This window comes from Catalinimonas alkaloidigena, from assembly GCF_900100765.1.
GTDB classification, from domain to species: domain Bacteria; phylum Bacteroidota; class Bacteroidia; order Cytophagales; family Flexibacteraceae; genus Mooreia; species Mooreia alkaloidigena.
On sequence record NZ_FNFO01000003.1, the window covers coordinates 885202 to 896651 of the forward strand.

11 protein-coding genes are annotated in these 11450 nt (G+C 56.2%); 8 read left to right on the plus strand and 3 right to left on the minus strand.

Going from position 1 to position 11450, the window contains the following annotated elements:
- Window positions 1–5 precede the first annotated feature (5 nt).
- Together BLR44_RS10910 and BLR44_RS10915 are read right to left on the minus strand one after the other, a co-directional pair.
- The gene (locus tag BLR44_RS10910) at window positions 6–1061 is read right to left on the minus strand and encodes a potassium channel family protein (protein ID WP_245706031.1); all 1056 of its coding nucleotides are present in this window, start codon (window positions 1059–1061) and stop codon (window positions 6–8) included.
- Between the two features lie 32 nt (window positions 1062–1093).
- On the minus strand, window positions 1094–1666 hold the full coding sequence (locus BLR44_RS10915) for a lipocalin family protein (RefSeq protein WP_143017235.1): 573 nt from the start codon (window positions 1664–1666) through the stop codon (window positions 1094–1096).
- Between the two features lie 112 nt (window positions 1667–1778).
- Between BLR44_RS10915 and BLR44_RS10920 the strand changes: the two genes are divergently transcribed.
- On the plus strand, window positions 1779–2078 hold the full coding sequence (locus BLR44_RS10920) for a hypothetical protein (protein ID WP_089681732.1): 300 nt from the start codon (window positions 1779–1781) through the stop codon (window positions 2076–2078).
- Between the two features lie 161 nt (window positions 2079–2239).
- Window positions 2240–4267 carry a T9SS type A sorting domain-containing protein gene (locus tag BLR44_RS10925; RefSeq protein ID WP_089681733.1) on the plus strand — a complete coding sequence of 676 codons (2028 nt, stop codon included), beginning with the start codon at window positions 2240–2242 and terminating at the stop codon, window positions 4265–4267.
- Between the two features lie 219 nt (window positions 4268–4486).
- Here the strand turns inward: BLR44_RS10925 and BLR44_RS10930 are convergent, their stop codons facing one another.
- Window positions 4487–5674, minus strand: coding sequence for a sigma-54-dependent transcriptional regulator (locus BLR44_RS10930; RefSeq protein ID WP_089681734.1), 1188 nt, complete (start codon window positions 5672–5674; stop codon window positions 4487–4489).
- 234 nt (window positions 5675–5908) lie between these two features.
- On the opposite strand from BLR44_RS10930, the gene BLR44_RS10935 reads away from it, so the two are divergent.
- The 6 genes from BLR44_RS10935 (at window position 5909) to hisB (ending at window position 11180) form a co-directional block, all read left to right on the plus strand.
- A complete protein-coding gene (locus BLR44_RS10935; protein WP_089681735.1) occupies window positions 5909–6175 on the plus strand; it encodes a hypothetical protein in 267 nt (88 codons plus the stop codon).
- 141 nt (window positions 6176–6316) lie between these two features.
- Window positions 6317–7159: an ATP phosphoribosyltransferase gene (gene hisG / locus BLR44_RS10940; RefSeq protein WP_089681736.1), complete on the plus strand. Its 843-nt coding sequence runs from the start codon at window positions 6317–6319 to the stop codon at window positions 7157–7159.
- 2 nt (window positions 7160–7161) lie between these two features.
- Window positions 7162–8445: a histidinol dehydrogenase gene (hisD, locus tag BLR44_RS10945; protein ID WP_089681737.1), complete on the plus strand. Its 1284-nt coding sequence runs from the start codon at window positions 7162–7164 to the stop codon at window positions 8443–8445.
- A 16-nt stretch (window positions 8446–8461) separates the two neighbouring features.
- Window positions 8462–8917 (plus strand): DinB family protein, encoded by a 456-nt coding sequence (locus BLR44_RS10950; protein ID WP_089681738.1) that lies wholly within the window; start codon window positions 8462–8464, stop codon window positions 8915–8917.
- 79 nt (window positions 8918–8996) lie between these two features.
- Window positions 8997–10055: a histidinol-phosphate transaminase gene (gene hisC, locus BLR44_RS10955; protein ID WP_089681739.1), complete on the plus strand. Its 1059-nt coding sequence runs from the start codon at window positions 8997–8999 to the stop codon at window positions 10053–10055.
- A gap of 12 nt (window positions 10056–10067) precedes the next feature.
- Window positions 10068–11180, plus strand: a complete 1113-nt coding sequence (gene hisB, locus BLR44_RS10960; protein ID WP_089681740.1) for a bifunctional histidinol-phosphatase/imidazoleglycerol-phosphate dehydratase HisB — start codon at window positions 10068–10070, stop codon at window positions 11178–11180.
- Window positions 11181–11450: the final 270 nt, after the last annotated feature.

An 11450-nucleotide genomic window follows, 5' to 3' on the forward strand; every position in this document is an offset into this window, starting at 1 on the left:
GACCACTACCGGCAGAACGTAGACTTCGTTTTTTCTATCTCTTCGGTCGTGCCGAAAAAAATCAGGACATCCTGCGGACCAATGTGGATGTCGGGGTGGGGATTGACCTCAAACTCGTCGCGCGCATTTTTCAGGCCCAGCACGGTAGCGCCGGTCAGGGCGCGGATGTTCAGTTGGCGTAGCGTTTTGCCTTGGTACTCGGCCTTCAGGCTGTCCGAACGAATTTCCTCCAGCTTTTTGGGAGCACCCGGCACGGTTCCGTTGAACAGCTCAAGCAACTCGATGACTTCCGGCTTGGTAATCAGGTTGGCCATGTGCAGCCCGCCGATGGCATCGGGCATCACGACATGGTTGGCACCGGCGCGGCGCAATTTGGAGATCGAGCTTTCGTCCGAAGCCCGCGAAATGATCAACAACTTCGCGTTTAGTTCACGGGCACTGAGCGTGATGAACACGTTGTCGGCATCTTTGGGCAGGGTAGTGATCAGGGCACGGGCCCGGCTCACGCCGGCGCGGTGCAGCGTGGCGTCGTCGGTAGCATCTTCCCGGATCAGTAATTCCGACTGTTGCTCCAGTTCGCTTTCGATCAAGGCCGGATGGTTGTCGATCATCACGAACGGAATCCGGCTCCGCTCCAGCTCCTCGCACACTTTGCTGCCGTTACGTCCCAGTCCGCACACAATCACGTGATTCTTCATTTTTTCCAGTTCCTGTTCGTTGCGAACCTGCTGCAGGATGTTGCGGAGCTTTCCTTCCATGATGTAAGCGGTAAAGATCGAGACGAAATACGCGAAGATACTGAGGTTGAACAGGATGTAGAGCGACGTAAAAATCTTGCCTTTTTCGCTCAGTGGCTCCACTTCGGTATAACCGACGGTCGACAGCGTAATGACCGTCATGTAAAACGCATTGACCAGGCTATACCCCTCCAGAATGATAAAACCGGTGATCCCCACGCACGTGCTGACGAGCATCAGGCCAAAGGCCTGAAACAGGCCGCGCAGATCGCCCCAGCGAATGCGGCCCAGGCTTTCCAGGATCCGTGAAATGAAAAGAAGCAACGGTAATCGACAGACGGTCTACAGGCGCTAAGTTAGTGGGTTCCGTCGTTTCGCCACACCATACGGTCCAGGTCTTCGTAACCTTGCTGTTGCGCCAGCGTCAGCAATTCGTCGAGCGTTTCCTGAGGCAAGCTCGCCTCCCGTGCCAGAATCCAGAGCGTTTCGCGGTACGGATGGCCCACCAACGCATAGCGGTAGCCGATGCCTTCCTGTTCTGGTCCCACTTTCATAATCCAGTAGTCGCCCTTGAACGGCCAGAAAAACGTTACCTTGAGTTTGGCATTTGTGGTGGGATCTACCACCTTGGCCGTGCCCCGCACGTCTTTGATTTCGCCGTTTTTCAGGCACTGGTTGATGACCTGCACGTGGCCGTCGGGCCGTAGGGTATAGGTGGCCTGCGCTTCGGTGCAGCCGTCTTCAGAGGCCAGCGGATAGCGCCCGATTTCGTACCACGTTCCCATGTATTTTTCCAGGTCGACGTGTGCAGCCACTTGCAGAGGCGGGAGCGTGCGTGCCTTGCGAACGGCCCGGGCGGTCATGCCGATAGTAGTGGCGACGGCTCCTCCCAAAACGGCCCAGATGTACTTTTGCTGATTTGTATTCACGATAGCATCGCTAAGCTTGGTTGAACATTGGTTTTTGATGTATACGGGAGAAACGCGAAAAAGACGCTTGACCCGCCGGAACAATCGGCGCGAGGCGTTGTTGTGGTAAACGATGAAAGAGCCGGTCAAGAAACGGGAAACCTGGGGCTGCTGCGAGCTGTGCGGACGCGAAAAGCCGCTGACGTTCCACCATCTGATTCCCCGCACCACCCACCGGAAAAAGTGGTTCCAGAAAAACTTCGACAAATGGGAGTTGCGCACCCGGGGGCTGAATCTTTGCCGTGATTGTCACAACCACCTGCATACCTTGTATGACGAAAAGACGTTGGGTCGGCAATTCAACACCCTCGAATCGTTACAGCAGGACGAAGCCGTGCAGCGCTTTGTCAAGTGGGTTCGGAAGAAATCATAGCGGCAGAGATAAACGAAGGATCATATTTTTTATCGAATGAATCATTGGTTTTGTTGAATAGTAATGTCTGTATAATGGTAGTTGTGTAACATCTGATTCGGTTTTGGAACCTAATGAAAATGAGGAGAATATATTTTTGAATCCTCAAATTCAAAGGTTTCATGAAATCAAGAAAGCGACTTCATTTACGCCCGCGCACCGCTGTCTCCACCCGCCTTCACACCGTGGCAAAGGCGTTTGCCTTAACGGCGTTATTCGGGATCGGCGTGTTTCTCTACATTCAGTTCGGGAATTCGGATCGGGCACTGGCCGCCCCCCCCACGTCCATCAGCGGTGTGATCAACAGCTACGCCCGGGTAGTGGCAAAGAATTACGCAAGCCGGCTGCTGGCGATCGATAATTTCTCGGGCAGTTGGGACGATTTCCAGATCGGAGACAAGGTGATGATCATGCAGATGAAAGGCGCTTCGGTCAGTACCGCTAACGATGCCACCTTCGGGTCCATTACCGGCTACGGCATGAGCGGGCGTTACGAACTCACAACCATCGAGGACAAATACATTACCAACGTCAACGGCACAAATTATAATGTCTTGGCCTTTTCTTCGCTGCTGTACGATTACAGCGCGACTACACAGGTGGTCCGGGTGCCTCAGTACGAGAATGCTACGGTAACCGGCACGCTCACGGCCCTGCCCTGGGACCCTACTCTGGGGCGTGGGGGGATACTGGCCCTGGAAGTGGAGCAGGTGTTGCGCCTGGAAGGCGACATTGACGTGAGTGAACTGGGCTTTATTGGAGGTATCCCCAATACCACTTCGAACGGCGGCGGCACGGACGATGCCACCTACTTCACCGCCGAAGGCACGGGCTTTGGACAGAAAGGCGAGGGCATTGTCAATGTGACCAACGACAACTACCGCTGGGGCCGAGGTGCCGTAGCCAACGGTGGCGGTGGCGGGAATACCCACAACGCCGGCGGCGGCGGCGGCAGCAACTACACCCGCGGGGGGAACGGTGGCGACAGCTACTATGGGCCCGGCGGGAACGGAGTGGCTGGCTATGCGCTGGATTACAACGCTTCCGAAAACCGCGTTTTTCTGGGCGGCGGTGGTGGCGGTGGCCAGCAGAACAACGGGAATTCTACCAGCGGCGGCCGCGGAGGAGGATTGGCACTGGTCCGTGCCGGAAGCCTGGTCAGCGATTGCGCAGGCACGCACGGCATTCGTGCAAACGGGCAATCAGCCGCCAATACAGTTGGTGGTGGGAACGACGGCGGCGGCGGTGGCGGCGCCGGGGGAACCCTGATGCTGGATGTCAACAGCATGCCGCTGAACTGCGAACTGACTTTCGAAGCCAACGGCGGAAACGGGGGGAGCGTCACCAGTTCCGATTCGCACGGCGGCGGCGGCGGCGGCGGGGCCGGAGCCATTCTGCGCTTCACGTCGGCCTCAAGCCCCTACGCAACCTTCAATCAAACGCCCGGAAGCGCTGGCGCGGGCTGTAATACGTGCGATGCCTCACAACCCGGCGTAGCAAACACAGGAAATAACGGCGATCCGTGCCCGGTCGGAGGGTGTGCTCAAGCCGAAACGGCCTGGGTCGTTGACGGAGAAGCTACCGTTTTGCCCGTGACGCTGATCAGCTTCGAGGCCACTCCTACAGCAGAACATGCGGTTCAGCTGCATTGGGCCACAGCCGCTGAAGTAAACAACGCTCATTTTACGCTGGAGCGGAGCGCCGACGGTAACGTCTACACGCCTTTGGTACAGGTAGAAGGGGCGGGTACGGTCAACCAGCGTCGCGACTATACCTGGACGGATCAGCAGCCGTTGGCCGGCACCAGCTACTACCGTCTGTCTCAGACCGACTTCGACGGTACGACCGAAACGTTTGCCCCGGTAGCAGTAACCCTGTCGGAAAAAGCGCAGGTCAGCCTTTCGTCGGCGTATCCAAACCCGTTCCGCGATGTGCTGCACATCGTGTACGAATCAAACGAGGCGGGTACGGGGCGTATCCTCCTGACCAACCAACAGGGCGTCGCCGTAAAAAGTCAGCAGGAAGCATTGATCCGTGGAAAACAGGAAGTGTCCCTTTCGGGCGTAGCACACCTGCCAAGCGGTCTTTACTTTGTGACGATCGAGGTAAACGATCAGGTATCGAATGTAATCAAGGTCGTGAAACAGTAAGAAGAAACAGGAGCATTCATACAGCAAAGCGCCTCGTCAGACGGACGGGGTGCTTTTTTTGTGGAAGCTTAGCTGGGGGAGAAGCCTAAAGCAGGACGAATGGATAGGGGCGGACTTGCTGGCGATTATGACAGACTCACAGCAGCCAGAGCCAAAAAAGGGGCGGTGTTTCAACACCGCCCCTTTTTGGTATAAATAGTTTCTGACAGAAACGCTCAACTAGACCACCGGCGCAAAAATGAGGTCTTCTTCGGTGATTTTAGGGCCATCGCTCAGCAGTACGGCCCGCTCAACAACCGATTGAAGTTCGCGGATGTTGCCCGGCCACGGGTGTTGCATCATCTGACGGACAACGTCCGGCGTGAACGACTTGAGTGGAATCCCGGCTTTCTCGCACGCCGTCTTCACGAAATGCTTTGCCAGCATAATCACGTCGTTATCCCGTTCGCGCAGCGCGGGAAGGTGGATCAGAAATCCCTGCAAGCGGTAGTACAAATCTTCCCGGAACTTGCCTTGGCGTACCAGCTCGGCGAGGTTGCGGTTCGTGGCCGCCAAAATGCGGATGTCCAGCTTAATTTCCTTGTTGCTGCCCAGGCGCGTTACCACACGTTCCTGCAAAATGCGCAGGAGCTTGGTCTGCATCGCCAGGTCCATTTCGCCGATCTCGTCCAGGAAGATGGTCCCCCCATTGGCTTCTTCGAATTTACCGATCCGGCGGCTGAGCGCTCCGGTAAAAGCGCCTTTCTCGTGTCCGAATAACTCGTTTTCGATCAGGTCTTCGGGAATGGCACCGACGTTGATGGCCACAAAAGGCTTTCGTTTCCGGGGCGAGTTGTAGTGAATGGCGCGGGCCACCAGTTCTTTCCCTGTACCGCTTTCGCCCGTAATCAGCACCAGCAGTTCGGTACGCTCCACTTTCTGGATCAGGCGCAGTACCTGCAAGGTGGCAGGGCTTTCGCCGACGATGCGCCAGTAACGTTCCCGATCGAGCACCTGCTCGCGCAGCCGGTCCAGATCGCGCCGCAATTTATACTGCGTATTCAATTGCTGAAGACACGCGGCCAGCTCGTCGAAGGCTTGTTCGCCTTTGATGATGTAATTCTTTGCGCCGTGTTTATAGGCCTCTACCACTACCTCGGCACTCTCCTGCCCGGACATCACCACGCAGGAGATATGCTCGCTGGCGGCATTGATTTTTCTCAAAATCTCCAGGCCGTTGGTGTTCGGAAGCCGATAATCCAACACGACGATGTCGGGGTTGTCCTCCAGCCTCATCAGAAAATCTTCGGCATTGGTAAACGTAGTTACTTCGTAGGCCTGCTCTTTTTCGAGGCGATACCTGGAAAGTTGTAGTGTAATGGGATCGTCGTCTACGATAAATACCTGCGTCCTGTTCCTTTTTTCCATAGATGCAAGATATAGATCCTTGACTGTAAAGGAGTTGCGAACTAGCCTCCTTTCCTTACACTCCTGAGCTATGCGTGCAAAGACCTCACGAACCGGGAATTGCACTAGGGGGTAGTCGAAAATACGGCCCGCATACTAACTATCGGGGCGGTTGCACGTATGGAGTTACATACCATTCTTAAACAACGCAGCTTCTGCGAAGCCGCTGAATCTTAAACTGACCCAATAAGTTATATGGATGCATTGAGCGTAATTCTGCAAGGACTTGTTTTTATCTCCGTCATGATGCTGATCATCGGCCTCATCCGCCCCGGCTTTGCTGTGTGGTGGGGAGCTGAGAAATCTCGCGCCAGTGTTCTGAAAGTATGGGGCGTAATTGCCCTGATTTCTACCGTTGCCTATTTCTTCATGAGCGCCCAGCGCGACGATCCCTTCAAGCGCGACGACGCCGGAGCCCCTACATCGATGGTAACGTACCCCGCTACGGAAGTTATCGGCTGATCCTTCTGCCAAATGGATTCTGTTGGGGAGATTTCTATTGCATGTTGCTGTCCTTCGTTACTTTTGCGCCGCCGTCAGACCGACGGTCGGTGCTTTTGTTTTATCTAATCCCCACATCTTTTGGCTGACAATGTAATTCGGATGGCCATCCAGAAATCTGGCCGCCTGAGCGACTCCTCCCTGCAACTCATTCGCGAATGTGGCATCGGTTTCCAGAACGGAACGGGCAAGCTCAAAGCCCAGTCGCATACGTTCCCGATGGAATTCCTCTTTCTACGCGATGACGACATTCCCGGCTACGTGGCCGACGGTATAGCCGATCTGGGCATTGTGGGCGAAAACGTCGTGGCCGAAAAAGACGAGAAAGTTGACCTGGTGTACAAGCTGGGCTTTTCGCGTTGCCGACTGTCGCTGGCCATTCCAAGAAACGAAACCTATCAGGGCATCAAAAGCCTGCAGGGCCAGCGCATTGCTACTTCGTATCCTAAAATTCTGGCGAATTACCTGGCGCAACACGGCGTAGAGGCCGATATCCACGAGATCAGCGGCTCGGTCGAAATCGCACCCAGCATTGGCCTAGCCGGGGCCATCTGCGACATTGTGAGTTCGGGCAGTACGCTGTTCAGCAACGGCCTGGAGGAAGTCGAAGTGGTGATGAAGTCGGAAGCGGTGCTGGTAGCCCATCCGCACTTGTCGGAGGGAAAGAAAAAAATCCTGGACGATTTGCTGTTCCGGATCAGATCCGTGCACAACGCACGCGATAATAAATACATTCTGATGAACGTGCCGAACGAGTCGCTGGCCAAAGTCATCGATCTGCTGCCGGGCATGCGCAGCCCAAGCGTGCTGCCCCTGGCGCAATCGGGCTGGAGCTCTTTACATTCGGTGATTCACGAAGAGGAATTCTGGAGCAAAATCGATGCGCTGAAAGCAGCCGGTGCCGAAGGTATTCTGATTGTCCCGATCGAAAAGATGATTCTCTGATCATGCGTGTATTCCGATATCCTGAGCAGGCCACGTGGGATAGCATCGTAACGCGTCCTTCGCTGGACACCCGCCAGACCGAAGAACGCGTCCTGCCCATTCTGGAAGCCGTACGCACGCAGGGCGATGCGGCCGTGAAGGAATTTACGATGCGTTTCGACGGAGCCATGCCCGAGGCACTCCTGGTCACGGACCAAGAGCGCAAGCAGGCCGCCGCTTTGCTGAGCGAAGAATTGAAAGCGGCGATCCGACAGGCCTACGCTAACATCAAGAAATTTCACGAAGCCCAACGCGAAGCCGAAGTCGTAGTCGAAACGATGCCGGGAGTGCGATGCTGGCGACGTTCGGTGGCGATTCAGCGGGTCGGCATCTACGTGCCGGGCGGCACGGCTCCGCTCTTCTCGACGGTGTTGATGCTGGCGGTGCCGGCCGCGGTGGCGGGGTGTCCCGAAATCGTGATGTGCACGCCCCCCGCCAAAGACGGTTCTGTCAATCCGGCCATCCTTTTTACGGCCGATCTGGCCGGCGTCCACAAGATTTACAAAATTGGCGGGGCACAAGCCGTAGCTGCCATGGCCTACGGAACCGAGGCGGTGCCGAGGGTAGATAAGATTTTCGGGCCGGGAAACCAGTACGTGACCGTCGCCAAACAACTGGTCAGCAAAGAAGGCGTCGCCATCGACATGCCGGCGGGTCCGTCGGAAGTGCTGGTGATTGCCGATGCCACCGCCAATCCGGCGTATGTGGCCGTCGATCTGCTGTCGCAGGCAGAACACGGTGCCGACAGCCACGTAATGCTGGTGACCGATTCGGAAACCCTCCTGATGGCCGTGCAAGAAGAAGTGGCCCGCCAGTTGGCAGAATTACCCCGGCGGGCGCTGGCCGAACCGGCGCTGGAGCACAGCCGGTTGATTCTGGTTCGCGACCTGAACGAAGCGGTGGCGCTTTCCAACCGATACGCGCCCGAGCACTTGATCATGGCGGTCAGCGAAGCCGAAGCCTGGTCCGAACAGGTGGTCAATGCCGGTTCGGTCTTTCTGGGCCACCTGACGCCCGAATCGGTCGGCGACTATGCTTCGGGCACCAACCATACTTTGCCCACGAACGGCTACGCCCGTGCTTACAGCGGGGTCTCGCTCGACAGCTTTATTAAAAAGATCACGTACCAGCGCCTCAGCGCGCAGGGACTCCAGCACCTGGGGCGGCACGTCGCCCATATGGCCGAAGCCGAATCGCTGGATGCCCACAAAAACGCCGTATTGCTGCGTTTGCAAGACCTCGACTAGCTTTTTCTAACGTCCCATGGAAGGTTCTCTTATAGACGTATTGCAAAGCCTCTTTAAGCGCGATCTGGCCAAGTTGCGCGAAGAAATCGCGGCCTATCAGCACGAAGAAAACATTTGGGTGGTCGAGAAAGACATTAAAAACTCGGCGGGAAATTTATGCTTGCACCTGGCAGGCAACCTGCGTACGTTCATCGGGGCCGAACTCGGCAAGTCAGGGTACGTACGCCAGCGCGATCTGGAATTTTCGCGCAAAGACGTTCCCCGCTCCGAGCTTTTGGCAGAAGTCGACCGGACGGAAACCGAAGTGCTTCAGGGATTACGCCAGCTGACGCCGGAGCGTTTGCAAGCCGATTATCCCCTGAACGTGTTCGGCACCAGCATGACAACCGCCTACTTTCTGATCCACCTGGCTACGCACATGACTTACCATCTGGGGCAGGTCAATTACCACCGGCGGCTGCTGGACCATTGAGGCACCTGGCCTGGACGTATACTGCCCCTTTTCGCTTTCGCATCTTTCCTTACTACTTTGCGTAGTTCAACCCTTTACGATGAAACCTCTGGAAGATTTGATCCGGCCGCATTTGCGTGACCTGGTTCCTTACTCGTCGGCCCGCGACGAATACACCGGCAAGGAAGGCGTGTTTCTCGACGCCAACGAAAATGCCTTCGGCTCGGCCCTTAACGATGCCTTGAACCGTTATCCGGACCCGTATCAGCAGCAGCTCAAACAAGCGTTGGCAGCCATCAAGGGCGTCCGTCCCGACCAGATTTTTCTGGGTGGCGGAGGCAGCGACGAAGCCATCGACTTGTTGATCCGGATGTTTTGCCGTCCCGGAAAAGACAACATCCTGATTTTGCCGCCCACCTACGGGATGTACGAAGTAAGCGCTGCCGTCAACGACGTAAGCGTGGTACGCGCGCCGCTCACAGCCGATTTCCAGATCGATGTAGAGCGGACGCTGGCAGCGGTCGACGAACACACCAAACTGCTGTTTGTCTGCTCGCCCAATAACCCAACCGGCAATTTGATGGCGGCCGCGTCGGTACGCACTCTGCTGGAGTCTTTTTCCGGAATGGTTATCGTCGACGAGGCGTACATCGATTTTGCCCCTGACCAGACGTGGCTGGCGGAACTGCGCCGCTATCCTAACTTAGTTGTGTTGCAGACCTTCTCGAAAGCGTGGGGGCTGGCGGCTTTGCGGCTCGGTATGGCCTTCGCGTCACCCGACGTGATTCAGGTCCTGAACAAGATCAAGCTACCCTATAACGTCAACGAATTGACACAACGGGCGGGCTTGGAAGCCTTGCTGCACGAGCGTGAAAAGGATCAGATGGTCGACCAGATCTTGCAGCAACGCCGTCGCCTGACGCAGCAGTTGCAGGAACTGCCTTACGTAGAACACATCTATCCATCCGACGCCAACTTCCTGTTGGTGAAGATGCAGGACGCCGGCGGAGTTTTCCGTTACTTGATTGAGCAACTGGTTATTGTGCGCGACCGATCCCGCCTGAGACAGTGCGAAGGGTGCCTGCGCATCACGGTCGGTACCGAAGAAGAAAATGAGACACTGCTCCGGGCGCTGCACCAGTTTAGCCCCGTGGTTTAAGAGATTGCTGAAATGAAAAAAGTCCTTTTTATCGATCGCGACGGCACCATCATCCTGGAGCCGGAAGATGAACAGATCGACTCCCTGGAGAAACTACGGTTTGTGCCGGGTGCCCTTGTCAACCTGCACCGCATCGCAAACGAGTTGGATTACGAACTGGTGATGGTCACGAACCAGGATGGCCTGGGAACCAGCTCGTTCCCGGAAGATACCTTCTGGCCCGCCCACGAAAAGATGCTGGACATTTTGGAAGGGGAGGGAATATCCTTTCGTAAGATTCACATCGACCGCAGCTTTCCGTACGAAGGCTTACCGACCCGGAAGCCCGGCATTGGGATGTTGACAGAATACCAATCCGGCGACTACGATCTGGCCAATTCCTACGTAATCGGTGACCGTTGGTCGGATGTGCAACTGGCCGAAAACCTCGGAACGAAAGCAATCCGCATTGCCGATCCGGACGCGACGAAAGACCAGACCTCAGCGGCGCTAGCGTTGGTCACCGAAGACTGGAAGGAGATTTTCCGTTTCCTGCGGTTGCCCGACCGCGTGGGAAATGTGCGACGCACCACGAAAGAAACCGACATTGAAGTGCGGGTCAACCTGGACGGAAGTGGCGTGGCGGATATCGAAACGGGACTGGGCTTTTTCGATCACATGCTGGACCAACTGGCGCGCCACGGCGGCATCGACCTGACGCTGCGCTGCCGGGGCGATCTCCACATCGACGAACACCACACTGTAGAAGACACCGCGCTGGCGCTGGGCGAGGCATTTAAGAAGGCGCTGGGGGACAAGAAGGGCATTTACCGGTATGGGTTCCTGCTGCCGATGGATGAGGCATTGGCGCAAGTGGCCATCGACTTTTCGGGCCGGAGCTGGCTGGTGTGGGAGGCAGAATTTAACCGGGAAAAGATTGGCGATGTTCCAACCGAGATGTTCTTCCACTTCTTCAAATCCTTCACGGACACCGCTGCGTGCAACCTCAACATCAAAGTGGAAGGAACCAACGAGCACCACAAAATCGAGTCGATCTTTAAAGCTTTTGCCAAAGCCATTCAGCAGGCCGTGGCACGAGATCCGCGTCGGTTGGACGCGCTGCCCAGCACCAAAGGCGTGCTGTAAAAAAACTGTCCCCTGCCGGAACTTCTAACCTGAGTTTCTGGGTTAGCAATTTCCGGTGGGAGGAGAAGGGCGTGGGAGAGGAGAAAAAGTTATCCACAAGTGTTGGAGGTTGCGGGCGGTGGGTGTAGGTTTGCAGCCCCTTCGACGGAGAAGCTGGCGAGGGGAAGCGGAGGCGAGGCGAGCGAAAATATTTTTGGGTAGAGGGGTTGACAGGAGGGAAAAAGGTTACTAGTTTTGCAGCCGCTTTTGATCGAAAGGTCACACGCAAAG

Coding starts and splice junctions, on each gene's coding strand:
- BLR44_RS10920 (WP_089681732.1), top strand. CDS start 1,779: ATGAAAGAGCCGGTCAAGAAACGGGAAACCTGGGGCTGCTGCGAGCTG.
- BLR44_RS10925 (WP_089681733.1), top strand. CDS start 2,240: ATGAAATCAAGAAAGCGACTTCATTTACGCCCGCGCACCGCTGTCTCC.
- BLR44_RS10930 (WP_089681734.1), bottom strand. CDS start 5,674: ATGGAAAAAAGGAACAGGACGCAGGTATTTATCGTAGACGACGATCCC.
- BLR44_RS10935 (WP_089681735.1), top strand. CDS start 5,909: ATGGATGCATTGAGCGTAATTCTGCAAGGACTTGTTTTTATCTCCGTC.
- hisG (WP_089681736.1), top strand. CDS start 6,317: ATGGCCATCCAGAAATCTGGCCGCCTGAGCGACTCCTCCCTGCAACTC.
- hisD (WP_089681737.1), top strand. CDS start 7,162: ATGCGTGTATTCCGATATCCTGAGCAGGCCACGTGGGATAGCATCGTA.
- BLR44_RS10950 (WP_089681738.1), top strand. CDS start 8,462: ATGGAAGGTTCTCTTATAGACGTATTGCAAAGCCTCTTTAAGCGCGAT.
- hisC (WP_089681739.1), top strand. CDS start 8,997: ATGAAACCTCTGGAAGATTTGATCCGGCCGCATTTGCGTGACCTGGTT.
- hisB (WP_089681740.1), top strand. CDS start 10,068: ATGAAAAAAGTCCTTTTTATCGATCGCGACGGCACCATCATCCTGGAG.